Here is a 25,022-nt window from a genome sequence, read left to right as displayed (position 1 = left end):
CTACTCTCCCTTACCGAAACTCAAGTTCGTTTCTACGATTAATCAACGTCGCAACACCGGGGTTCTTGCCTACTTCGCGGCGACAAAACCGTCTTGTCGCGATACGCACGGCTTCTTCAACCATCGTATCCGACTGGCGCGCCTGCTTCGGCATACGTTCTATACCTGTTTCAATGGCGTCCAACATGCCGTCATAGAAGACATCATCATCGCCTCGCGGCACGCCCAATATGGCCAACAGCGGCTCAGCGGCAAGCGTTCCGTCGTCATCAAACACAACGCTTACAGTTATGAACCCCTGAACAGCCGCACGGCGTCTATCCGCAATAGATTCATCGGCAACAGAGACGATTTCCGTACCGTCTAATGCGAACCGCCCAACCGGTGCCTCGTCAATTAGCTTCAAGCCTTTAGAACTAATCTGAATAATATCGCCGTTTTTGGGCACTATGGTGTGTTTGATGCCAATCTCTCGAGCCAGCGCTGCGTGGCGCATCAAGTGCCGTGCTTCCCCGTGCACAGGGATCACGCACTCAGGCTTTACCCAGCCATACATCTTCCTTAGCTCTGCTCTGCCCGGATGGCCGGAAACATGTACAAAGGCGTCTTTCTCAGTGATCACATTGATATGTTTGCTAGCTAGCGTATTAAACAATTGACCAAGCACGAGCTCGTTTCCCGGAATGATCTTTGATGAAAAGATCACATTGTCCTCAGGGCTTAACTGTAAATGCTTGTGGTCATCACGTGCTATGCGGGCGATTGCCGCACGAGGTTCGCCCTGGCAGCCAGTGCAGGCGATCAATACTTCGTCTTTAGGCAGGTAATCTGCGTCTTCTTCATCCACGAGCGGGGGGAAATCTTTAAGATAGCCCGTAGACTTCGCGGCCTTCACAATCCGTTCCATGGACCTGCCAAGAAGCACCAGTCTGCGACCGCTAGCCTTCGCGACTTCTCCAATCGTCTCCAAACGCGCCACGTTGGACGCGAAGGTCGTAATCACCACACGGTTTTTCAGGCCCGCAACAAGTTCCTTGAGGCTCTCCCGCACAGCCGCTTCGGAGCCGGATTCGCTCTCATTAAACACGTTTGTGCTGTCACCGATCAGCGCAAGAACACCCTTTTCACCAAGCTCTGTCAAAACTGGTGAGGGGCACGCGGGGCCGATAAGAGGTCGATCGTCCAACTTCCAGTCACCGGTATGAAATAACGTGCCCTTGGACGTGGTTATCGCGAGGCCATGCCCTTCCGCGATTGAGTGCGCGAGCGGCACATAGCGTACGCTGAAGGGACCCAGCTCCAACGTCTCCAGCGCATCAACAACATGCAACTCGACCTGATCAAGCAATCCCGCTTCGCGGAGCTTGTCTTCCACTAGTGCCGCAGTAAACGGTGTTGCGTACACCGGGCATTTGAACCGCGACCAAAGATAAGGCACTGCGCCGATATGGTCTTCATGACCGTGTGTCAGTACAAGCCCAATCAGATCTTCGCGCTCATCCTCGATAAATTCGGGATCAGGAAAGATAAGATCGACGCCCGGCAAATGATTATCCGCGAAGCTCATGCCGCAGTCCACCATCAGCCATTTACCACGATGCCCATATAGATTGAGGTTCATACCGATCTCGCCTGAACCACCAATGGGTACAAACAACAGGCGCTGATCGTCTGGTTTCATATAGGGCATAAAGCGTCCTAGTTATTGCGGTCGTATATCAGTCGCAGGCCCTGAAGGGTCAGGTCGCCCACGACTTCACCAATCGCATCTGTTTTATTTGCAAATACAGGCGCAAGACCGCCTGTCGCGAGTACTTTAATGTCTTCACCATGCTCGCGCTTCAAGCGCACTACCAGTCCTTCAATCATGCTAACATAGCCCCAGAAGATGCCCGACTGCATCGCCTCAAGCGTTGACTTTCCGGTTACCCTGTCTGTCGAAGGTGCACTGACCGCAATGCGTGGAAGCTTCGCAGCCGCCTGGTGGAGAGCGTGAAGCGACAAGTTGATGCCGGGACATATGATCCCGCCCAGATAGGCACCGTCAGCCCCCACCACATCAAATGTGGTTGCCGTACCAAAGTCAACCACCACCAAAGGGCCGCCATAAAGTTCGTGCCCCGCAACAGCGTTAACAAGGCGGTCTGCCCCAACCTCCGCCGGGTTGGTCACGCGAATATCAACGCCTAGCTCAACGTCCGGTGCCCCCACGATAAGTGGCTCGCAACCAAAGTATTTTTTACACAGTTGGGTAAGTGGCCACACGACTTGTGGCACAACGCTGGCTATAATAGCGCCCGTTACAGTGTTTGGGTCACGTCCATGAAGCGCCATAAGATGGCTAACCCATACAATATATTCATCAACTGTTCGCTGATCGCCGGTAGAAATACGCCACTGCTCGACAATGCTCTCGCCTTCAATAAGGGCAAAAACAGTGTTTGTGTTCCCTGCATCAATCGTCAACAGCATGCTTTCACTCCATTCCGCCAACAGGAAAGATATCCCCGGCATATATACGGCGTTCCTGCCCGTCATCGAGACGGACAATAAGCCCGCCGTCGCTCCCGAGTTCTTGAGGCGTTCCTTCAAAGGTTTCCGCCGCAGTCCTTAGCACGCACCGCTTGCCTAAACCCCAAGCGCTTGCCGCCCACTCTTGTGCAATTGGGGCGAGTTCGTCAGTTTTCCAGTTTGTTAGGCGCTCAAACAAATGGTGCGAAAGTGTTTGAAATGCAAGCCGCACGTTCGGCGCCGTCCCTGTCACAGCTTCAAGACTGGTGGCAGGAAACCGTGCGTCACTCGGAGAATGTGCCAGATTCAAACCAATACCTATCACGACATATTCAAGCTTGTCTGCGTTTCGTGCACTGCTCTCGATCAATACACCGCTCGCCTTTGAGCCAGCGATAAGCACATCGTTCGGCCACTTGCATTGGACGGCATTGGCCCCAAGGTCCACAAAAGTATCCCGCACCGCAAGTGCCACAATGAAGGGCACCGCTGCCATTTCCACAGGCTTGATCGCAGGCCTAAACAGAAGGGACGCGTATAGATTGCCGGTATCGGACGTCCACACCTGGCCTCGTCTACCACGACCAGCACTCTGACGTCCGGCGATCACCCATAGCGGGCCGCTCTCACCTGCATGCGCCAAAGCCGATGCGACGGCGTTTGTGCTGTCGCATTCGCTAAAAAAGCGAGCCCCGACACCCGCTGGTGCCGAGGCTCCCCAATCTTCAAAATCAGCGTTCACTAGAATAACAGCGAACCGGCTGCCCAGCTTGCTGCTGCCACCAATGGGCCAATCAGCACAAAATAGCTAACCGGTGAGTTCACAATTGCCGCAATCGCAATCACGCCAGAAACCGCACGGCCATGGCCGTTTTCAAACGCTGGAGCAGGTTCGTCAAAGAACATTACCTTGATGATACGAAGGTAATAAAACGCACCAACCACACTTGTCAGCACCCCAACGATCGCAAGCGGAATAAGCCCGGCTTCTACGGCCGCGAGGAATACATACCACTTACCCCAGAAACCGGCGAGTAGTGGAATACCCGCAAGCGAGAACATGAAAATGGCAACCGCAATAGCAAGCGGCAGGTTGGTTTGCGACAGCCCGGAAAGGTCCGAGATATCTTCAACCATACCTTCAGACCGGCGCATCGTCAGGATTGCGGCAAATGTGCCAAGCGTCATCGTCACGTAAATCGCGATATAGATCAACAAGGCTTCAACACCCGCCTGTGTTCCCGCTGCCAAACCAACGAGTGCATAGCCAATATGGCCGATAGAGCTGTAGGCCATCAGGCGTTTGATGTTGGTTTGCACAATGGCAATAAACGCACCCACCAGCATGGAGGCGATAGAGATAAACACAATCACCTGTTGCCACTCTGCCGTCATCGCCGGGAAACCGGTCAACATCACGCGTACGAAAAGCGCAAGTGCCGCCACTTTGGGTGCTGCGGCAAAAAAGGCTGTTACCGGTGTTGGTGAACCTTCGTATACATCTGGTGTCCACATATGGAACGGTACCGCAGAAACCTTGAATGCGAGCCCTGCCATCAGGAAGACCATACCAACAATGATACCGATCTGTGGTTCGTGAGCAGCTTTAATCGTCTCCGACAATAGCTCGAAATCTGTTGTACCTGCAAAACCATAAACTAACGAAACGCCATAAAGCAGCATACCGCTTGAGAGCGCGCCCAGAACAAAATACTTGAGACCCGCTTCGGTTGACCTTGAGCGGTCACGGTTCATTGCAGCAAGCACATAGAGTGACAGGCTCTGCAACTCCAAACCAACATAAAGGCTCATCAAGTTATTAGCTGAAATCATGATCATCATGCCCAGCGTGGCAAGGAGGATCAGGATAGGATACTCGAACTTGGCGATATTCATTTGCTTGAGATAAGCCGACGACATCAAGATAGCCACGCCGGAACCAACAAAGACCAAGGTCTTGGAAAATACCGCAAAGGCATCTGTTACAAACATGGCCCCGAAGGTGAGCTGGCGATCGCCTCCCACTTGAGTGAACATCACAAAAGCCGTCACAATCAGCAGAAGAACCGAAAGGTTCGCCATCTGGCTATAGCTTTTGTCGCCTTGGAAAACACCAAGCATGAGCAGGAGCATTGCACCAATGCCCATAATCAACTCGGGCAATACAGGCAGGAGGATTGGCATATCACCAGTCATGTCTCAAATACTCCTTAGTGCGACGCAGCCGCTGTTGCTTCTTCAGCAACAACTTCGGCGGCTACGACGGGAAACTTGGTTTCAATCAGGTTCTCAACCGATGCATGGATCGGATCGAGGAAGCTGTTCGGATAAATACCCATCCAGAACACCACAATGATAAGCGGCAGGAAGATCATCTTCTCACGCAGGCTAAGGTCGGGCATTGCCTTCACGTCATCTTTATCCAACTCGCCAAACACGAGCCGGCGAACGAGGTAAAGCATGTACGCTGCACCCAACACCACACCGGTTGTTGCAAAGAAGGCAACCCAGCTATTGTAGGTGTAGGAGCCATTGAGAACGAGGAACTCGCCAACAAAACCGCTGGTACCTGGCAAACCGACCGACGCCATCGAGAAGATAACAAACGTTGTCGCATATATCTTCATGTTGACCGAAAGGCCGCCATACCGGGAAATTTCCCGCGTGTGGAGCCTATCGTAAATAACGCCAACACAAAGGAAGAGCGCGCCAGAAACAATACCGTGGCTCAACATTGTGAAGATCGCACCTTCAATGCCATTTGCGTTCAACACAAAGATACCAATGGTCACAAAACCCATGTGGGCAACGGATGAATACGCGATCAGTTTCTTGATATCTTCCTGCACCAGTGCAACGAGTGAGGTGTAGATGATCGCGATAATCGACAGACCAAAAATTAACCATGCAAAATGCTGTGATGCATCAGGGAACATCGGCAAGCTGAACCGCAGGAAGCCGTAACCGCCCATTTTTAGAAGCACACCAGCCAGAATCACGGAGCCAGCCGTTGGCGCCTGAACGTGCGCGTCAGGAAGCCAAGTGTGTACTGGCCACATAGGCATTTTTACTGCAAATGATGCAAAGAAGGCGAGCCATAAAAGATTCTGTATGTCCGCATCAAAGTGATGGTTCATCAACGCCGGAATGTCAGTCGTACCCGTCTCGATGAACATATAGAACACCGCGACCAGCATCAGGACAGAGCCAAGAAGCGTGTAGAGGAAGAACTTGAAGCTCGCATAAATGCGGTTCAGGCCACCCCAAACGCCGATGATAAGATACATCGGGATCAAGCCGCCCTCGAAGAATACATAAAAGAGAAAGATATCAAGCGCGGAGAAGACACCAATCATCAGCGTCTCAAGCAGCAGGAAAGCAATCATGTATTCCTTCACGCGGGTCTCAATCGATTCCCAGCTCGACAGCACAACAATCGGCATCAGGAAGGCAGTCAACACCACAAACAGCATGGAAATACCGTCCACACCAACGTGATAACTGATGCTATCGCCAACCCAGTCATACTTCTCCACAAACTGAAAGTCTGCGGTTGAGCCGTCAAAACCCATCCAAAGCACAATGCTCAGCGCAAAGGTAAAAAGCGTCGCCAAAAGCGTCACCCAACGGATATTACGCTTCTCAATTTCCTTGTCCTGGTGGCGCACGATCAGGACAAAAGCTGCCCCAATCATAGGTACCAGCATCATCAGCGAGAGCAGGTAATTTTCCAGAAAAATCATCTTAAATATCCCCTGCCCTTAGTGTCCGCCACCATGGGCCATAAACCACGTCACCACGAGCGCAAGGCCGATAATCATCGCAAACGCATAGTGATAAACATACCCTGATTGAAGCTTTCTAACTTTAGCCGCCACAAGCGCCACAGTGGACGACACACCGTTCGGGCCAAAGCCGTCGATCGTCTGTTCGTCACCACGTTTCCAGAACACGCGGCCAAGCCAAAAGGCCGGGCGAATAAGCGCGAAGTTATAAAGCTCGTCGAAATACCACTTGTTGAGAAGGAAGGCATAAAGACCGTCCCACATCTCAGCCGTGCGCTGTGGCAGGTCAGTTTTGCGGAGGTAGAACCAAGCCGCCAAGGCGAGACCAATCAACATCGCAACCATTGGCGCCAGTTTCACACCAAGTGGTACATGATGGGCCTCTTCCATAATGTCATTCGCAGATGTCACAAGTGAGCCATTCCAGAAGGATACACGGTCAACACCAATGAAGAATTCGTGGCCAACGAAGCCCGCAAACACCGCACCGATCGCGAGCACGATAAGCGGGAAACGGATCGTCCAGGGACCTTCATGCGCGTGGTCATACGTATGATGGTCAGCGCGCGTCTCACCCATGAAGGTCATGAACCAAAGCCGCCAGCTATAGAAGCTGGTCATCAGCGCTGCCGCAACACCCATCACAAAGGCGAACTCGGCGCCTGAAGCAAGCGAAGCATATGCTGCCTCAATAATCATGTCTTTCGAGTAGTAGCCCGACAGAAATGGCACACCGGTGATTGCAAGGTTACCGATAAACATAACCGCCGCAGTCAGCGGGATCTTCTTGAGAAGACCGCCCATGTTGCGCATGTCCTGTTCGTGGTGCATCGCATGGATGACCGAGCCTGCCCCCAAGAACAACAATGCCTTAAAGAAAGCGTGCGTGAACAAGTGGAACACCGCGCCGCCATATGCGCCAACACCGAGAGCGAAGAACATATAGCCAAGCTGCGAACAGGTAGAATATGCAATCACCCGCTTGATGTCGTTCTGCACAAGGCCAACACTGGCTGCAAAGAAGGCCGTCGCGGCACCAACAATAGTTACAACCACAAGGGCATCGGGTGCAAATTCAAACACCGGGCTAAAGCGCGCCACAAGGAACACACCTGCCGTTACCATCGTAGCTGCATGAATAAGGGCTGATACCGGTGTTGGGCCTTCCATAGCATCAGGAAGCCAAGTGTGAAGCCCCAGCTGTGCAGATTTGCCCATGGCGCCAACAAACAGCAGCAAACAGATCACTGTCAGCGCGTTATATTCGTGACCAAGGAATGTCATCGTCGCTGTTTGCAGTTCTTCTGCGTTAGCGAAGATCACATCAAACTGCACGGAACCAAAGAGCACAAAACAAGCGTAGATGCCGAGGGCAAAACCAAAGTCACCGACACGGTTAACAACAAAAGCCTTGATAGCAGCCGCATTGGCGCTTGGTTTTTTGAACCAGAAGCCGATGAGAAGATAAGACGCAAGGCCCACGCCTTCCCAGCCGAAGAACATCTGCACCAAGTTGTCGCTTGTTACCAGCATCAACATTGCGAAGGTGAAGAGCGACAGATACGCGAAGAAGCGCGGCTTGTCAGGATCTTCTTCCATGTATCCCATGGAATACCAGTGCACGAGCGCGGAAACTGTGTTCACCACGATCAGCATTACGGCAGTGAGCGTATCGATCTTGAATGCCCAGGCGAAGCTCAGTGTTCCTGAAGACACCCAATCCAACACATGGACGCTGGCCTTGTTGCCTGAAAGCGCGATGTCGCCGAACGCCATCCATGACAGGATCGCAGAAACGCTGACAAGGCTTGAGGTCAAAATCTGGCTTGGTTTATCACCAAGCTTGCGACCAAACATGCCTGCAATCAGAAAGCCAATAAGCGGCAGGAAAACAATAAATTTATACATCATCGCCCTACCCCTTCATCTGGTTGATATCTTCAACCGCGATGGAACCGCGGCTACGGAAATACACCACGAGAATGGCGAGGCCAATCGCGGCTTCAGCAGCGGCAACCGTCAGCACAAACATCGCGAATACTTGGCCAACCATGTCATTCAAATATGTGGAGAAAGCCACGAGGTTGATATTGACGGCCAACAGCATCAGCTCGACCGACATAAGAATGATGATGACGTTCTTCCGGTTCAGGAAGATACCGAAAATCCCGAATACGAACAGGATCGCGGCGACCGTCAGATAATGTCCTAACCCAATAGTCATGGACTATCGTCCCCTAACCTTTTTTGGTTGGCAGGGACACGCCCTTACCAACTTCCACATCAACAAGTTCATATGCATCTTCCGGCCGACGCGCGTTCTGCTTACCAATGTTCTGGCGCTTCACGCCTGTCCGCTCTCGGTGGGTCAGTACAATTGCACCGATCATAGCCACCAGCAGGATCAAGCCAGCTGTCTGGAAGATGAAAATATAGTCCGTATAGATAATCTGACCGAGCGCGCGGGTATTTTCCACTTGCTCAACAGACGGTGTTGGTGCCGCCGCGTTTCGGGCGATATCATCGCCAAATGTCCATGCAGCACCAAGCGTGCCCAGTTCAGCCAAAAGCAAGAGCCCGACAACAATGCCGATTGGCAAGTTCTGCATAAAACCCTGTCGAAGCTCAACGAAGTTCACGTCAAGCATCATGACAACGAAGAGGAACAGCACCGCAACCGCACCCACATATACAATGACCAGCAACATGGCGAGGAACTCCGCACCCATAAGCACAAAAAGCCCAGCTGCCGAGAAAAACGCAAGGATAAGCCAAAGCACGGAGTGCACCGGGTTCCTCGATGAAATGACCATCAGGCCGGAAAAGACCGTAATGGCAGCGAACAGCCAAAAGGCAGCCGCAGGAAGTGTTGAAGCAAGATCCATCTGTTCCATCCCTGCCTTAACGATATGGCGCGTCAAGGGCGATATTCGCCGCGATCTCGCGCTCCCAGCGCTCGCCATTCGCGAGCAGCTTGTCTTTGTTGTACATCAGCTCTTCACGGGTTTCCGTGGCGAACTCGAAGTTCGGGCCTTCAACAATCGCATCGACCGGGCAAGCTTCCTGACAGAAGCCGCAGTAAATGCATTTGGTCATGTCGATGTCGTATCGCGTCGTGCGGCGTGAGCCGTCTTCGCGCGGTTCAGCCTCAATAGTGATAGCTTGCGCGGGACAGATCGCCTCACAAAGTTTACAGGCAATGCAGCGCTCTTCGCCGTTCGGATAACGCCGAAGTGCGTGCTCACCGCGGAAGCGCGGGCTCAGCGGGCCTTTTTCATACGGATAGTTGATTGTCACTTTAGGGCGAAAGAAATATTTGGTCGACAGCACAAGCGCGGCCCAGAATTCCTTCAGCAACAAGCTTTTAGTGGCTTGGATGATAGCAGTCATATTTCAAGCCTCCTTATCCGTTAGTGGGGAGCAGGTCGAACGCGACCATTACCCCAGAGTAAATTACGACGAATGCGAGCGACAGCGGCAGGAACACCTTCCAGCCAAGGCGCATCAACTGGTCATACCGGTAGCGCGGCACAAATGCCTTCACCATGGCAAACATCCAAAAGAAAACTGCCGTTTTGGCAAAGAGCCAGAGGAAACCAGGAATGAAGTCCAGTGCCGGGATTGGTGCATACCAACCACCGAAGAACAGGATGGCCATTACCACCGACATCAGCAGTATGTTCGCATACTCTCCAAGGAAGAAGAGCGCAAACGCCATGGAAGAATATTCAACCTGATAGCCTGCAACAAGCTCGGCCTCCGCTTCAGGAAGGTCAAACGGCGGACGGTTGGTTTCCGCAAGTGCTGAGATGAAGAAAATGATGAAGATCGGGAAGAAAGGAATGAAGTGCCAAGCCAGCACACCACCTTCTTGCGCGTAAACTACATCACTCAGGTTCAGCGACCCTACTTTTACCAGAACACAAACCAGAACAAAACCGATGGAAACCTCGTATGAAACCATCTGAGCGGCAGAACGGAGCGCGCCCAAAAAGGCGTACCGGCTGTTCGATGCCCAGCCTGACATGATGATGCCGTATACGCCAAGGCTTGATATCGCCAGAATATACAGTACACCCACGTTCAGGTCTGAGAGCGCCATGCCGTCATCAAAGGGGATTACTGCCCAGGAGATCAGTGCGAGCGTGAAGGTAATCATTGGCGCCATCAGGAAGATGCCTTTGTTGGCACCGGCCGGGATGATGGTTTCCTTCAGGAACAGCTTGATACCATCCGCAAAGGACTGCAGCAGGCCAAACGGCCCAACCACGTTCGGGCCACGCCGCATCTGCACCGCAGCCCAGATCTTACGATCGAAGTACACAGCAAAAGCGACCGCTATGGTAAGCGGCAGCACGACCGCCAGGATCGAAGCTGTGATTGCAAGGAAGTAAAGAAACGGTCCTTCGCCACCTAACAGGTTATAAAGCGCCTCAACCATGGGTTCCCGTCGCCTCCTCAGCCTCAAATCCGCGAACATCAACGCAATCAGCCATGATCTGGCTGGCGCGCGCGATTGGGTTGGTCAGATAGAAGTTATCAATGATTGGTGCGATACCACCTTCGGTAATATCACCTTTGGTACCAAAGTCGCCCCAGACTTCACTTGGCAACTCATTGAGCGTTGCTGTTGCTGGTGCTGCATCCGCGAGACGGGCACGCAGCTCACCAAGCGTATTATAGGGAAGTGTTGAACCAACAATGTCTGACAGCGCCCGCAGGATCGTCCAGTCTTCGCGGGCATCGCCCGGTGCAAAGTTGGCTTTCTCCGTGCGCTGAACGCGGCCTTCGGTATTGATGTAAGTGCCTGATTTTTCAGTATAAGATGCGGCTGGCAGAATAACATCGGCGTTTTTAACACCCTCATCACCGTGTGTACCAATGTAAACGGAAAAGGTGCTCGACAGTGCCGCCGTGTCAACTTCATCAGCCCCCAGAAGGAAGACCGCCTTCAGCTTACCTGCCTCGGCGTCATCAAGAACCGCATCAACGCCGCCCTCGGCCACAAGACCAAGGTCCATCGCGCCCACACGAGATGCCGCCGTATGCAGCATGCCAAAGCCGTTCCAGCCCTCACGCACACAGTATTTATCTGCGATATCGCGAACCGCTTTCAGGATGGCCGCGCCATCATCGCGAGCAAGCGCTGGCTGCCCTACAATGATCATTGGCTTAGCCGCAGCTTTCAGTGCTTTCGCGGCATCATGGCGGCCGGTGGAAACCGATTTGATGATTTTCGCGTCGTCGCCAAACTCTTCCACTTTGTACGTGAGGTCGTTTGCGTTGCCTATGTTGCCAACCTTCAGGCCAAGATGGCGAACAGCCTTGCGAATGCGCGTGTTGATGATTGGCGCTTCCGTGCGCGGGTCACAGCCCACCAGAAGCAGATAATCAGCCTCTTCAATTCCCGCGATGCCCGTGTTCATGATGTAGCCTGCGCGAACGCTTGGGTCGATTGTCGCGCCGTCCTGGCGTGCCTCAATCCGCCTTGCGCCCAGTGAGGCCATCAGGTCCTTGAGCGCCAGCATGCTTTCCATGTCGGCAAGGTCACCGACAAGAGCAGCGATTTCGTCGCCCTTCACGCCCTTGAGCTTCTTCTTGATAGCTTCAAACGCCTCTGCCCAGGAAGCTTCCTCAAGTTTCTTATTCTTGCGAACATAAGGCCGATCAAGCCGGCGCTTCTTGAGGCCGTCATATACAAAGCGTGTTTTGTCGGAGATCCACTCCTCGTTCACGTCCTCGTTAAGGCGTGGCTGAATGCGCATAACCGCTGCACCGCGCGTATCAATGCTGATGTTGGAGCCAACTGCGTCCATCACATCGATGCTTTCAGTGTGCTTCAGCTCCCAGCTCCTGGCTGTAAACGCATATGGCTTGCTGGTCAGCGCGCCAACCGGGCACAGGTCAATCACGTTACCTGACATCTCGCTATCCAGCGTTTTCTCAAGGTATGTGGTGATCTCGGTATGCTCACCGCGCCAAAGCGAGCCCATATCGTCCACACCTGCCACTTCTTCCGAAAAGCGCACACAGCGCATGCAGTGAATGCAGCGTGTCATGGTGGTGGAGATGAGCGGCCCCATGTATTTATCTTCAACCGCGCGCTTGTTCTCGTCATAGCGGTTTGCGCCGCGCCCAAACGCCATGGCCTGGTCTTGCAGGTCACACTCACCGCCCTGATCACAAATAGGGCAGTCAAGCGGATGGTTAATGAGCAGGAATTCCATCACCCCTTCACGCGCTTTTTTAACGCGCTCGGTGTTGGTGTGAATCACCATGCCGTCACCCGCTGGCATCGCACAGCTCGCAATTGGCTTTGGCGCCCGTTCCATGTCCACAAGACACATACGGCAGTTACCGGCAATCGACAGGCGCTCGTGATAACAGAAGCGCGGCACTTCAACGCCAACTTCCTCACAAGCCTGAAGCACGGTGGTGCCCGCCTCTACGGTTACTTCTTTTCCATCAATGGTTAGCGTGGGCATCTAACTCTCCTTGCCATGCGCTCTATTCAGCCGCTTTGGCATGATATGAATCGATACGAGCTTCCACTTCATCACGGAAGTGGCGCATCAAACCCTGAATTGGCCATGCCGCCGCGTCGCCGAGCGCGCAGATCGTATGACCTTCAATTTGCTTGGACACGTCCAGGAGTGTGTCGATCTCGGATTTCTCGGCCTTGCCTTCAACAAGCCGCTCCATCACCCGCCACATCCAGCCTGTACCTTCACGGCACGGCGTACACTGCCCACAGCTTTCGTGTTTATAGAACTCGGAAAGTCGCGCGATCGCTTTCACGATATCGGTGGACTTATCCATCACGATCACGGCCGCTGTCCCGAGACCACTTTGAACCTCGCGAAGACTGTCAAAATCCATCAACACGGTGTCGCAGATTTCTTTCGGCAGCACAGGCACAGAAGACCCGCCCGGAATAACAGCCAGAAGATTGTCCCAACCGCCGCGAACGCCGCCTGCGTGTTTCTCAATGAGTTCCTTCAGCGAAATACCCATCTCTTCTTCCACGTTGCACGGATTGTTCACGTGACCAGAGATCGAGAAAACTTTGGTGCCTGTGTTGTTTGGGCGGCCTAGGCCTGCAAACCAAGCACCGCCGCGACGAAGGATTGTTGGTGCAACAGCAATCGATTCAACGTTGTTAACCGTGGTGGGGCAGCCCCAAACACCAACATTCGCTGGGAACGGAGGCTTCAGGCGCGGCTGGCCCTTCTTGCCTTCAAGGCTTTCGATCAGGGCTGTTTCTTCACCGCAAATATATGCGCCCGCACCGCGATGCACATAAATGTCAAAGTCATAGCCGCTGCCACATGCGTTTTTGCCGAGGAAACCTTTGGCATAGGCTTCTTCGATCGCGCTCTCAAGAGCTTCTGCTTCGCGGTAAAATTCGCCGCGAATATAGATGTAAGCTGCAATGGCATTCATCGCAAAACCAGCAATCAAACAGCCCTCAAGCAGCTTGTGCGGGTCATGGCGCATCAAATCACGATCTTTGCAGGTGCCCGGCTCACCTTCATCTGCATTAACAACGAGGTATGACGGGCGACCGCTTGTTTCTTTAGGCATGAACGACCACTTAAGGCCCGTTGGGAAGCCTGCACCACCACGACCGCGAAGGCCCGACTCTTTCATCTCATTGATGATCCAGTCTTTCCCCTTGCCGATCAGGTCTTTGGTGCCGTCCCAGTCGCCACGCTTCATCGCGGCTTCAATGCCCGGGCTTTCAAAACCATAGAGGTTTGTGAAGATGCGATCTTTATCTGCAAGCATTATGCATCTCCTCCCTTGGTGCCTTGAAAGTCCTTCAGCGTGGTCGGACCACCAAACGGCGCACTGTTCTGGCGTTCAATTTGTGGGCCCGGTTTCACGTCCTCACCAGATTTCAGCTTATTGAGAAGCTCAATCATGCTTTCTGGCGTCAGGTCTTCGAAATAATCGTCACCGATGGCAACCACAGGCGCGTTAACGCAGGCACCGGCACATTCAACTTCAGACAGCGTGAACATGCCATCTGTCGTCGTGCCACCTTTCTCAACGCCCAAGTGTTTCTTGCACGCCGCCATAATATCATCAGCGCCCCTGAGCCAGCACGGCGTCGTACCGCACACCTGCACATGATGCTTACCCACAGGCTTGTGGTTATACATGGTGTAGAAGGTTGCCACCTCCATCACCTTGATCGGCGCCATATCGAGGTAGTCTGCGATATATTCCATGATCTCTTGCGTTACATGGCCACCATTCTGGCGCTGTGCAATATCCAAAAGTGGCATGACAGCGCTTTGCTGACGGCCTTCCGGATACTTCGCGACATGCTTTTGTGCGAGCACCTCATTTTCAGGTGTCCACACAAATTTCTGATCGTCTTTTTGGGCTGCCGCGCTCATCGGTCCACCTCACCAAACACAATATCCATTGCCCCAAGTACGGCCGGAGCATCCGCGAGCATATGCCCTTTGCACAGGTAATCCATCGCCTGCAGATGCGCGAACCCGGGTGCACGAATTTTACAACGGTACGGACGGTTCGACCCGTCAGAAACCAGATACACACCAAATTCACCTTTCGGCGCCTCTACAGCGGCGTACACCTCGCCCTCAGGCACTTTGAAGCCCTCGGTATAAAGTTTAAAGTGGTGAATAAGGGCTTCCATGGAGCGCTTCATCTCGCTACGGCGCGGCGGTGCAACCTTGGTGTTGACCGACATAACCGGCCCACCTGGCATTTGCTCACAGCACTGGCGAATGAGCCTTAGCGATTCCCGCATCTCTGCAATGCGAAGCATAAAGCGGTCGTAACAATCGCCTGCGTTACCGATGGCCACTTTGAAATCGAGCTTGTTATATACTTCATAAGGCTGGGATTTCCGGAGGTCCCATGCCACGCCGGTTGAGCGCAGCATCGGGCCGGTAAAGCCCCAGGCAAACGCGTCTTCCGCCGAGAATGTACCGATATCGACGTTACGCTGCTTGAAGATGCGGTTATCAACCAGCAGCGATTCCATATCCGCTATCATCTGCGGGTAGGTTTCTGTCCAGGCCATGATGTCATCAAGAAGGCCCGCTGGCAGATCCTGGTGCACCCCTCCTGGGCGGAAGTAAGCAGCGTGGAAGCGAGCGCCAGACGCGCGCTCGTAAAATTCCATCAGCTTCTCGCGCTCTTCAAACATCCATGTAATCGGCGTCATCGCGCCAACGTCAAGCGCGTGCGTCGTCAAGTTCAGGATGTGGTTCAGTATACGACCAATTTCACAGTAAAGAACTCGGATATATTGGCCGCGCTCCGGCACCTCAAGGTCCATCAGCTTTTCAATCGCGAGACAGAACGCGTGTTCCTGGTTCATCGGCGCAACATAGTCGAGACGATCAAAATAAGGCATCGCCTGCAGATACTGTTTGTGCTCTATCAGCTTTTCAGTCCCGCGGTGCAACAAGCCAATATGCGGATCGATCCGCTCAATAACCTCACCGTCCAGTTCCATAACCATACGAAGCACGCCGTGCGCCGCAGGGTGCTGTGGGCCAAAGTTCAGGCAGTAATTCTTGATATCGACTTCAGCCATTATTTTGCCCCCTCTTTTGTGGGCGCGTCTTCGCCTTCAGCCTTTTCATCACCAGGCAGAACATACTTCGCGCTCTCCCATGGGCTCATGAAATCAAAGTCGCGGAATTCCTGCTTCAGCTTCACTGGCTCATAAACCACGCGCTTCTTGTCTTCAGAATAACGAAGCTCGACAAAACCGGTGAGCGGGAAGTCTTTACGAAGCGGGTGCCCCTGAAAGCCATAATCCGTCAACATACGGCGAAGATCCGGGTGGTCAGCGAAAAAGATACCGTACATGTCCCACGCTTCGCGCTCATACCAGCCTGCGGCCGGGAACACGTCATTCACGCTTGGAACCGGGGTATCAGCGTCAGCTTCCACCTTCACGCGAATGCGCTGGTTCAGCTGCATGCTCAGGAGGTGATAAACCACGTCAAACCGCTTGGCTCGCTCGGGATAGTCTGCACCACAAATGTCGATCAATTGCTTGAACATGCATTCCTGGTTATCCCGCAGGAAAATGAGGACTTTTTGAATATGCTCGGCGCGTGCGGTCACTGTCAGCTCGCCAAAAGCGACAGATGCCGTAGCTACCTCGTTTTCAAGGCTGCTGGCGATATGCTCGCCAAGTGCAGCTAATGCCTTATCAGTCATGCGCTCTCGCGCTCCTTTTATGATGTGCAGCACAGGGCTGCAGGCACAGTGCGAAGCACCCCGGCCCAAGGCTGGGATGCTTCGGATGAGATCTACCGGGTTATGGTTCCCGTCCGACGGATTTTGCGCTGAAGCTGCAAAATACCATAGACAAGCGCCTCCGCTGTGGGAGGACAACCAGGTACGTAAATATCGACGGGCACAATGCGGTCACACCCACGCACCACCGAATAGGAATAGTGATAGTAGCCACCACCGTTCGCACATGATCCCATTGAGATCACATAGCGCGGCTCTGGCATCTGGTCGTATACCTTACGAAGCGCAGGTGCCATTTTGTTGGTGAGCGTGCCGGCGACGATCATCACGTCACTTTGGCGTGGGCTACCGCGAGGCGCAAAACCGAACCGCTCCACGTCATAGCGCGGCGTGCCGGAATGCATCATCTCTACTGCGCAGCAGGCGAGACCAAAGGTCATCCACCAAAGCGAGCCTGTACGGGCCCAATTGATGAGGTCTTCGAGAGAAGTGACTACATAGCCCTTCTCTGTCAGCTCTTCATTCAGGCCCTCCAGAAACGCACTTTCGCTCGGCGTACCAGTGCCGGTCGGCCCAAGCGGGCTATCAGGTTGTGCTACTCCCATTCCAGCGCTCCTTTATTCCATTCATAAATGAAGCCCACGGTCAGCACACCAAGGAATATCATCATCGACCAGAAGCCATACAGCCCGATATCACCAAGGGACACAGCCCAGGGAAACAGGAAAGCGACCTCTAGGTCGAAAATAATAAAGAGAATGGCGACGAGATAAAAACGAACGTCGAACTGGTGACGCGCGTCATCGAATGCCTCGAAACCACACTCATATGCTGACAGTTTTTCGTCGTCCGGGTTCTGCTTGGCAATGAGAACCGCAGCACCAACGAAAACAAGTGAGAATGCAATAGCGATCCCGAGGAAAATCAGGATCGGCAGATATTGTATGAGCAAAGACTCCATGAGAGTCCCTTTTTGTTTATTGGCCCTAATTACTGCGCCCTTTTATCGACCGAGGTGACGACAGTAAAGGGTGAATTTGCCCCGGAAGCTATTGCCGGGGAGTATAGACCCGGAAATGCTTAATGAAAAGCTTACGAGCCGTGCGTTTCCGGGCATTAAGGCAAAAAGTCGCAGAAATAAAAAAACGCGCCCGAACATGCCGGTACGCGTTTTCTAAATCCCCGAAGGGTCAAGCAAGTGGCGCGAGTGACGGGGCTCGAACCCGCGACCCTCGGCGTGACAGGCCGATACTCTAACCATCTGAGCTACACCCGCGCACTGCTTGCGGGGTGGTGTTTAAGATTTTGCCCCACCCTTGTCAATCATTGAATGCTCAAATTTCGCACTTTTTATGCGGAATAATTGTGAGGCGTATATCTCAAGGGATTCACTTGGTGGGAGTGGCAATTATGCCGTCAGTATCGCATGGCTGCTTACGAATCATCACGTTACCAATGTTTGGCACCGAGACCTGCGGACGCTAACGCACACCCGGGAAAGCAAAAAAGCCTCCGGAAAAATCCGGAGGCTTTTTGAACCCTCTAACGAGGGAGCAAGTGGCGCGAGTGACGGGGCTCGAACCCGCGACCCTCGGCGTGACAGGCCGATACTCTAACCATCTGAGCTACACCCGCGCGGCGCTTGCGTGAGGGGGTGTTTAGGGCCTGCCCGCGTGAGTGTCAACACTCTTTTTCATGCCTTTTTTCAGAAAGATTTTCAGTGCCCCACTTTCCGCCGATTTCAGCAGAAAAAACATAACCGGTTCAGCACCATCTACAGCTTTTTCAAAGACCTAGGGCCTAAGAATTAGCCACATTACTGCCCCGATTAGCCCCGCCCCTAAGATTAGCCGCCACACCAACGGGATTTTCCTGACAGCATCGCTCAGCAACAGAAAGAAATTCAAGACTGGATGAAAAGCCGCGATGATGCGAATAAGCGACATCGTGCGTTCAGCTTTTGTTGCTGTTTCGTCATACAGACGGTCACGTGGGTCTTGTGGCGCCCAGCACGCTTCAATTACCACTTGTTCATCCTGAGAGGACGTGTGCGCACCCTCGTCCACTTCTTGGGCTGGAGTGTTCGCAGTCATCTTGGTCGCTCACCTTCAAATAGCCACTTTAGGCCTTGCCGCAAAGCCTCTGGGGCTGCGGAAAAATGGCCATGCCCGGGAATCGAAAGCGTTTTAAGCTTCCAGGGCAGATTTACCTCCGCAGTCCAGTGCTTGATCCACGCAATTGCCGGTTCCCGAAATTGCGGTTCATCTTCCGCCGCGCTTGAGACAAAGAGCTTCCCACTCGCATTTGCGGGCCGTACTGACAGGAAAAAGGGCAGGTTTCGGTGTAGAGCGGGATTGCTGGCAATTCGTCCCCAGAACAGCTCAGGATCGGTTTGCGCACTGTAGAGGACAAACTGACCACCAAGGGACTGGCCAAAGATGATCCGGCGTTCTGGATCAGCAGTATATAGTGTTTCGATATGGGGGAGGAGTTCGTCCCGAAAGAAGGCTTGAAACTTCCCTGCCCCACCAAAGTGAGCACGTTCTGGCGAAGGGGCGGTGAAATCGGCGCCGCGGGTGTTGCCATCATTAAACCCGTCCGCGCCATAGCCGATCCCGACGATAATCATTTCAGGAATTTCTTCCGCAAAAACCAGATACCGGTAATAACTGGCCAGCATTGGGAAGGTATGACCACCATCAAGCAGATAGAGTACGGGGGAAGTTTCGCCAGCGGTTCCGTAACTCTCAGGCAGCCTGATGAATAGGTGCAGTTCCCTGCCGAGCGTTTCGGAAAGGAACACCTCATGCGACGCGTTGTTGAGCCCCTGCATATAAGCCAGAGGCTGATCCTGCAAAGGTTTCTCTGCCCTCGCTGGTGCGGCGAAAAGCAAACACAGCAACATAAATGACGTGAAACAAAATCCGGAAAGACGTGCCATTTCAAACCTCGCTTTTCACAAAGTTTAAACAGTCGCACGGTAAAACGAAACAGCGAACTCACCGTTGCGGTATTCGTCAGTTCATTTCTGCTTTTTATGAAGGAAACCACGGGAAGCCATGGTGGGCGATGACAGGCTCGAACTGCCGACCCTCTCGGTGTAAACGAGATGCTCTACCAACTGAGCTAATCGCCCTCACAAGGCATAAATCCCCATTTGGTATTAGGGGATAATGGTGGGCGATGACAGGCTCGAACTGCCGACCCTCTCGGTGTAAACGAGATGCTCTACCAACTGAGCTAATCGCCCACATACTGTGTGGTGAGCGCGCTTTTAGGGGGAAATCAGAGCTCTGTCCACCCCTTTTTTTGCAATTTTTCAAAAGAAAACGGCTGCAGATTTCTCCACAGCCGTTCTAGCAATTCAAACAGTAACAAACTTATTTGTTTACTGCGTCTTTAAGACCCTTGCCTGCCTTGAATTTAGGCTGCTTGGAAGCAGGGATGTCGATTTCTTCACCCGTGCGTGGGTTACGGCCTTTAGTAGCTGCGCGAGAAGCAACAGCAAAGGTACCGAAGCCGACGAGACGAACTTCGCCGCCGGATGCCAGCGCACCGCTGATGGAATCAAATATAGCGTCAACTGCTTTACCTGCGTCTGCTTTGGACAGGTCAGCTGCTTCAGCAACTTTTGCGATCAAATCGTTTTTATTCAAGGTATCCCCCTCTGAGTTGAAGAGATTGATTTCGTTGTTTGGTTCCGAAATGCGAGGGCATCTTGGCCACAAAATTCACGCTTGTCAAAGCAAAAAACCGCAGAAAACTGCGGCTTTTAGCTTTTTTTTTCTTGAATTTTCATCAATAAGGAACAAGACCCCTAATGAGTCGTCAATTCTTCGCCTGATGAGTCGTCGTCAGAGACCACCTTTTTGGTGTCATCTTCGTCGGGCCAATCAATCGGTGTCATCTCACCCGCGAGCGCATGCTCAAGCACCTCATCGACCGTTGAAACTGCAACGATTTCAAGGCCTTTCTTCACATTGTCCGGAATTTCCACAAGGTCTTTTTCATTGTCTTTCGGGATAAGAACCTTGGTAATTCCGCCTCTCAGGGCCGCAAGGAGCTTCTCTTTCAAACCACCGATTGGCAAGACTCGGCCACGCAGAGTCACCTCACCCGTCATCGCAATGTTTTTTCTCACCGGAATACCCGTGAGCACAGAAACAATCGATGTACACATGGCAACACCGGCTGAAGGGCCGTCTTTTGGAGTCGCACCTTCAGGCACGTGAATGTGAATATCGCGCTTCTCGAACACGTTTGGATGAATACCAAACTCAACGCAGCGGGAATGCACATAGGAACGCGCGGCCTGGATCGATTCTTTCATCACATCGCCAAGCTTACCAGTCTGTTTGATATTGCCCTTGCCCGGCACGGTAACAGATTCGATGGCGAGCAGTTCGCCACCCACTTCAGTCCACGCGAGACCCGTTGTCAGGCCAACCTGATCTTCAAGCTCCGCTTCGCCATAACGGTATTTACGAACACCGGCATATTGGCTGAGGTTGCGGCTTGTCACCTGGATCTTGTCTTTGGATCCTTCGACAATTTCCTTCACAGCCTTCCGCACCAGTTTTGCAATCTCGCGCTCAAGGCTCCGCACCCCGGCTTCACGGGTGTAATAGCGCACAACATCCTTGAGGGCACCGTCCGAGATAGACCATTCGTCTTTTTTCAGGCCATGATCACGCATCTGCTTGCTAATCAGGTGGCGTTTTGCAATCTCGATTTTCTCGTCTTCCGTATAACCGGCGAGCGTAATGATCTCCATCCGGTCAAGCAGCGGGCGCGGCATGCGTAGCGAGTTTGCTGTTGTCACGAACATCACGTTCGAGAGGTCGTAATCGATCTCAAGATAGTGGTCGTTAAACTTGCTGTTTTGCTCCGGGTCCAGCACCTCAAGAAGTGCAGACGCAGGATCGCCGCGGAAATCCTGCCCCATCTTGTCGATCTCATCAAAGAGGAACAATGGGTTCGTGGTGCCAGCCTTTTTCATTGACTGCATCACCTTACCCGGCATGGAGCCAATATAGGTCCTGCGGTGTCCACGAATTTCAGCTTCGTCCCGCACACCACCAAGGGAGAAACGCACAAATTCACGGCCCGTAGCTTTTGCGATAGACTTACCGAGCGATGTTTTACCCACGCCTGGCGGTCCAACGAGGCAAAGAATCGGGCCTTTGAGTTTTTTCGCGCGCTGCTGCACCGCTAAATACTCAATGATACGTTCTTTCACCTTCTCAAGGCCGTAATGGTCGGTATCCAGCACTTTTTCAGCAAGCTTGATGTCTTTTTTCACGCGGCTCTTTTTCGACCACGGCACGCTCAGCATCCAGTCAAGGAAGTTGCGTACAACGGTTGCTTCCGCAGACATCGGGCTCATGGACTTGAGCTTCTTCAGCTCAGCCAGGCATTTCTCTTTGGCTTCCTTGGAAAGCTTGGTTTTGTTGATCCGGTCCTCAAGCTCAAGAATTTCTTCCCGGCCGTCATCCCCTTCCCCAAGTTCCTTCTGAATCGCCTTAAGTTGCTCGTTGAGGTAATATTCGCGCTGGGTTTTCTCCATCTGCCGCTTCACGCGGCCACGAATCTTCTTCTCAACCTGCAGAACGCCAATTTCGTCTTCCATGAAGCCAAAAATACGTTCAAGCCTGTCCGCAACTGATGTCGCGGCCAGAAGGTCCTGCTTATCATCGATCTTGAGCGCGAGATGCGAGGCCACTGTGTCAGCAAGCTTCGAAGGCTCATCGATCTGGCCAACGGTTACAAGAACCTCAGCTGGAATCTTCTTGTTGAGCTTCACATATTGCTCGAACTGGGAAATCACGGAGCGCGCAAGCGCCTCAGCTTCGGCCGGGTCTGATTCGTCACCGGTGAGCATGGTCGCCCGTGCTTCGAAATAGTCTTCCTCGCGGATAAATTCTTCAATTTTCGCGCGGTTAAAGCCCTCCACAAGCACCTTCACAGTGCCGTCCGGCAACTTCAGGAGCTGCAGCACACTGGCGACGGTACCAATATCAAACACATCTTTCGTGTTTGGATCATCTTCACCGGCTTCTTTTTGGGCCACAAGCAGGATTTGCTTGTCCTTCGCCATCACCTCTTCAAGGGCGCGAACAGACTTATCGCGGCCAACAAAAAGCGGCACAATCATATGAGGGAAAACAACAATATCCCTCAGTGGCAGGACCGGCAAAACTACTGTATTTGTATCTGTTTGGGCAGAATCTGACATAGGAAAAAACATCCAGAACTAGATCAGGCGATAAAGAGGGCCGATTTTAGGCTCCTTCTCGCGAATAAGAAAGGAAAAGACGTGAAATTTTACCTGTCACGCCCCTTTTAGGCTGTTCATCATGAAAATGGGGGCTGAAACATCAGTTTCAACCCCCTTAACACCTAGACTAAGGCCTTTTAAGCTGGCTGACCGGCTTCATCACGGCGGTCAGAGTAGATCTGCAAAGGAGTCGCCTTGCCATCTACCACCTCACCGTTGACCACGATCTCTTCAACACCCTCAAGGGATGGCAGGTCGAACATGGTATCCAGAAGCGTGTCTTCCATGATGGACCGCAGGCCACGAGCACCGGTTTTGCGCTCGATCGCCTTTTTCGCTACAGCAAAAAGCGCATCTTCCGAGAAGGTCAGCTTCACATCTTCCATATCAAACAGGCACTGATACTGCTTGAGAAGTGCGTTTTTCGGCTCGGAAAGAATTTGCACAAGTGCATCTTCATCCAGATCTTCAAGGGTCGCAATCACAGGCAACCGGCCAACAAACTCGGGGATTAAACCAAACTTGAGCAGATCCTCAGGCTCGGTTTCTTTAAAGAGTTCACCCGCGCTGCGGTCATCCGCGCTGGCAACCGAAGCACCAAAGCCAATGGATTTGCCCTGAAGGCGGTTAGCGATCACTTTATCGAGTCCCGCAAACGCGCCACCACAGATAAAGAGGATATTGGTTGTGTCCACCTGCAGGAATTCCTGCTGCGGATGTTTACGTCCACCTTGTGGCGGCACACTTGCAACCGTGCCTTCCATGATCTTGAGAAGCGCTTGCTGCACACCCTCACCCGACACGTCACGCGTGATGGATGGGTTGTCAGACTTACGGCTGATCTTGTCGACCTCATCGATATAAACGATACCGCGCTGGGCGCGCTCAACGTTATAATCGGCAGCCTGCAAAAGCTTCAGGATGATATTCTCAACGTCTTCACCAACATAACCAGCTTCGGTCAATGTTGTGGCATCAGCCATGGTGAACGGTACATCAAGAATACGCGCAAGCGTCTGTGCCAAAAGGGTTTTACCACAACCCGTTGGCCCAACCAGCAAGATGTTGGACTTCGCGAGCTCAACATCCTGACTTGTGCTGCTTGCGTGATTAAGCCGCTTGTAGTGGTTGTGAACAGCCACCGAGAGCACACGTTTTGCATTGCGCTGGCCGATTACATAATCATCCAGCACACCGAGAATTTCCAAAGGTGACGGAACACCATCAGTACCTTTAGCGAGAGCACTTTTGCTCTCTTCCTTGATGATGTCATTGCACAGCTCTACGCACTCATCGCAGATAAAGACCGTTGGTCCTGCAATAAGCTTCCTGACCTCGTGCTGGCTTTTGCCGCAGAAGGAACAATAGAGCGTGTTTTTCGAATCACTGTTACTCAAATCTGTCACCGCTTACTTTCATCGCTTCTTTTTATCGTAGACTGGTTAAAAAGATGCTTACAACAAAAAATCTCACAATTTGTACGCCAATATAATTCCGGCGGACCAATGAGATTATTCGCTAATCTCCTCACGTGAGGTATAGACGTGGTCAATCAGGCCAAATTTCTGCGCTTCTTCAGCGTTCATGAAATTATCCCGGTCCATTGCTTTCTCAATCGCAGCAAGCTTCTGGCCAGTGTGTTTAACGTAGATATTGTTCAAGCGCTCACGCAGTTTAAGAATTTCACGTGCCTGAATTTCAATATCAGCCGCCTGCCCGCGCGCACCGCCTGAAGGCTGGTGAATCATGATCCGTGCATTCGGGAGTGCGTAACGCATGCCCGGCTCACCAGACGCTAGAAGCAGCGACCCCATGGATGATGCCTGCCCGATACAGATGGTCGCCACTTTCGGGCGGATATACTGCATGGTGTCATACATCGCCAGACCGGATGTCACGATGCCGCCCGGCGAGTTGATGTAGAAGGAGATATCCTTCTTCGGGTTGTCTGCTTCCAGAAACAGCAGCTGGGCCACTACAAGGCTGGCGATATGGTCATCAACCTGACCGGTCAGGAAAATGATGCGTTCTTTTAGCAGCCGAGAATAAATATCGTAAGAACGCTCACCCCGGTTGGTCTGCTCCACCACCATTGGGACAAGGGCACTTCTAATAGGGTCAAGGATATCGCTCATCGGGCACTCCAATTCATACCGGCCAATATGCATAAATACTGTGGCCAAACGTTCTTGTGG

The 25,022-nt window shown here is 52.6% G+C and carries 23 protein-coding genes and 4 tRNA genes; all 27 read right to left on the bottom strand.

All coding sequences use genetic code 11. The features are described from left to right. Positions 1-10 precede the first annotated feature (10 nt). Positions 11-1,681: a ribonuclease J gene (locus ACOOGA_RS18770; RefSeq protein WP_417462109.1), complete on the bottom strand. Its 1,671-nt coding sequence runs from the start codon at positions 1,679-1,681 to the stop codon at positions 11-13. Between the two features lie 17 nt (positions 1,682-1,698). Further along, positions 1,699-2,472 (bottom strand): type III pantothenate kinase, encoded by a 774-nt coding sequence (locus ACOOGA_RS18765; protein ID WP_417462110.1) that lies wholly within the window; start codon positions 2,470-2,472, stop codon positions 1,699-1,701. A 4-nt stretch (positions 2,473-2,476) separates the two neighbouring features. Then, positions 2,477-3,253, bottom strand: a complete 777-nt coding sequence (locus tag ACOOGA_RS18760) for a biotin--[acetyl-CoA-carboxylase] ligase (RefSeq protein ID WP_417461747.1) — start codon at positions 3,251-3,253, stop codon at positions 2,477-2,479. After that, a complete protein-coding gene (gene nuoN, locus ACOOGA_RS18755) occupies positions 3,253-4,707 on the bottom strand; it encodes an NADH-quinone oxidoreductase subunit NuoN (RefSeq protein ID WP_417461748.1) in 1,455 nt (484 codons plus the stop codon). Before nuoN ends, ACOOGA_RS18760 begins: the two co-directional genes overlap by 1 nt. Positions 4,708-4,721: 14 nt before the next feature. Then, positions 4,722-6,254 (bottom strand): NADH-quinone oxidoreductase subunit M, encoded by a 1,533-nt coding sequence (locus ACOOGA_RS18750; RefSeq protein ID WP_420429198.1) that lies wholly within the window; start codon positions 6,252-6,254, stop codon positions 4,722-4,724. A gap of 18 nt (positions 6,255-6,272) precedes the next feature. After that, positions 6,273-8,207 (bottom strand): NADH-quinone oxidoreductase subunit L, encoded by a 1,935-nt coding sequence (gene nuoL, locus ACOOGA_RS18745; RefSeq protein ID WP_417461750.1) that lies wholly within the window; start codon positions 8,205-8,207, stop codon positions 6,273-6,275. 4 nt (positions 8,208-8,211) lie between these two features. After that, the gene (gene nuoK, locus ACOOGA_RS18740; protein ID WP_417457177.1) at positions 8,212-8,520 is read right to left on the bottom strand and encodes an NADH-quinone oxidoreductase subunit NuoK; all 309 of its coding nucleotides are present in this window, start codon (positions 8,518-8,520) and stop codon (positions 8,212-8,214) included. 13 nt (positions 8,521-8,533) lie between these two features. Further along, a complete protein-coding gene (locus tag ACOOGA_RS18735; RefSeq protein WP_417461751.1) occupies positions 8,534-9,181 on the bottom strand; it encodes an NADH-quinone oxidoreductase subunit J in 648 nt (215 codons plus the stop codon). 16 nt (positions 9,182-9,197) lie between these two features. Beyond that, positions 9,198-9,686, bottom strand: coding sequence for an NADH-quinone oxidoreductase subunit NuoI (nuoI, locus tag ACOOGA_RS18730; protein ID WP_417457179.1), 489 nt, complete (start codon positions 9,684-9,686; stop codon positions 9,198-9,200). 13 nt (positions 9,687-9,699) lie between these two features. After that, the gene (gene nuoH, locus ACOOGA_RS18725) at positions 9,700-10,737 is read right to left on the bottom strand and encodes an NADH-quinone oxidoreductase subunit NuoH (protein ID WP_417461752.1); all 1,038 of its coding nucleotides are present in this window, start codon (positions 10,735-10,737) and stop codon (positions 9,700-9,702) included. Then, positions 10,730-12,781, bottom strand: a complete 2,052-nt coding sequence (nuoG, locus tag ACOOGA_RS18720; RefSeq protein ID WP_420429196.1) for an NADH-quinone oxidoreductase subunit NuoG — start codon at positions 12,779-12,781, stop codon at positions 10,730-10,732. Before nuoG ends, nuoH begins: the two co-directional genes overlap by 8 nt. Positions 12,782-12,803: 22 nt before the next feature. Continuing rightward, positions 12,804-14,084 (bottom strand): NADH-quinone oxidoreductase subunit NuoF, encoded by a 1,281-nt coding sequence (gene nuoF, locus ACOOGA_RS18715; RefSeq protein ID WP_417461754.1) that lies wholly within the window; start codon positions 14,082-14,084, stop codon positions 12,804-12,806. Next, complete coding sequence (gene nuoE / locus ACOOGA_RS18710; RefSeq protein WP_417461755.1) at positions 14,084-14,701, bottom strand: NADH-quinone oxidoreductase subunit NuoE; 618 nt, start codon at positions 14,699-14,701, stop codon at positions 14,084-14,086. The genes nuoF and nuoE overlap by 1 nt, the downstream gene beginning before the upstream one ends. After that, a complete protein-coding gene (locus ACOOGA_RS18705) occupies positions 14,698-15,876 on the bottom strand; it encodes an NADH-quinone oxidoreductase subunit D (protein ID WP_417461756.1) in 1,179 nt (392 codons plus the stop codon). The genes nuoE and ACOOGA_RS18705 overlap by 4 nt, the downstream gene beginning before the upstream one ends. Further along, positions 15,876-16,511 carry an NADH-quinone oxidoreductase subunit C gene (locus ACOOGA_RS18700; RefSeq protein ID WP_417461757.1) on the bottom strand — a complete coding sequence of 212 codons (636 nt, stop codon included), beginning with the start codon at positions 16,509-16,511 and terminating at the stop codon, positions 15,876-15,878. Before ACOOGA_RS18700 ends, ACOOGA_RS18705 begins: the two co-directional genes overlap by 1 nt. 92 nt (positions 16,512-16,603) lie before the next feature. Further along, positions 16,604-17,155 (bottom strand): NuoB/complex I 20 kDa subunit family protein, encoded by a 552-nt coding sequence (locus tag ACOOGA_RS18695; RefSeq protein WP_417461758.1) that lies wholly within the window; start codon positions 17,153-17,155, stop codon positions 16,604-16,606. Continuing rightward, positions 17,146-17,511 (bottom strand): NADH-quinone oxidoreductase subunit A, encoded by a 366-nt coding sequence (locus ACOOGA_RS18690; RefSeq protein WP_417461759.1) that lies wholly within the window; start codon positions 17,509-17,511, stop codon positions 17,146-17,148. Before ACOOGA_RS18690 ends, ACOOGA_RS18695 begins: the two co-directional genes overlap by 10 nt. 238 nt (positions 17,512-17,749) lie before the next feature. After that, positions 17,750-17,826: transfer RNA gene (locus ACOOGA_RS18685), tRNA-Asp, on the bottom strand. 282 nt (positions 17,827-18,108) lie between these two features. Beyond that, positions 18,109-18,185: transfer RNA gene (locus tag ACOOGA_RS18680), tRNA-Asp, on the bottom strand. Positions 18,186-18,343: 158 nt separating this feature from the next. Beyond that, on the bottom strand, positions 18,344-18,643 hold the full coding sequence (locus tag ACOOGA_RS18675) for a hypothetical protein (RefSeq protein WP_417461760.1): 300 nt from the start codon (positions 18,641-18,643) through the stop codon (positions 18,344-18,346). Then, positions 18,640-19,383 (bottom strand): alpha/beta hydrolase, encoded by a 744-nt coding sequence (locus ACOOGA_RS18670; protein ID WP_420429194.1) that lies wholly within the window; start codon positions 19,381-19,383, stop codon positions 18,640-18,642. Before ACOOGA_RS18670 ends, ACOOGA_RS18675 begins: the two co-directional genes overlap by 4 nt. Positions 19,384-19,610: 227 nt before the next feature. Next, positions 19,611-19,686 (bottom strand) — tRNA-Val (locus tag ACOOGA_RS18665). Positions 19,687-19,724: 38 nt separating this feature from the next. After that, positions 19,725-19,800, bottom strand: a tRNA-Val gene (locus ACOOGA_RS18660). A gap of 130 nt (positions 19,801-19,930) precedes the next feature. Then, positions 19,931-20,206 (bottom strand): HU family DNA-binding protein, encoded by a 276-nt coding sequence (locus ACOOGA_RS18655; protein WP_417457190.1) that lies wholly within the window; start codon positions 20,204-20,206, stop codon positions 19,931-19,933. 161 nt (positions 20,207-20,367) lie between these two features. Further along, complete coding sequence (gene lon / locus ACOOGA_RS18650) at positions 20,368-22,785, bottom strand: endopeptidase La (protein WP_417461762.1); 2,418 nt, start codon at positions 22,783-22,785, stop codon at positions 20,368-20,370. 179 nt (positions 22,786-22,964) lie between these two features. Next, complete coding sequence (clpX, locus tag ACOOGA_RS18645; protein WP_417461763.1) at positions 22,965-24,224, bottom strand: ATP-dependent Clp protease ATP-binding subunit ClpX; 1,260 nt, start codon at positions 24,222-24,224, stop codon at positions 22,965-22,967. A 114-nt stretch (positions 24,225-24,338) separates the two neighbouring features. After that, on the bottom strand, positions 24,339-24,962 hold the full coding sequence (gene clpP, locus ACOOGA_RS18640) for an ATP-dependent Clp endopeptidase proteolytic subunit ClpP (RefSeq protein ID WP_417461764.1): 624 nt from the start codon (positions 24,960-24,962) through the stop codon (positions 24,339-24,341). Positions 24,963-25,022 lie beyond the last annotated feature (60 nt).

It is taken from the genome of Kordiimonas sp. (assembly GCF_965216265.1).
Lineage (GTDB): Bacteria > Pseudomonadota > Alphaproteobacteria > Sphingomonadales > Kordiimonadaceae > Kordiimonas.
The sequence above is the reverse complement of the archived record's forward strand: the minus strand, read 5'-3'. Positions and strand labels throughout refer to the sequence as shown.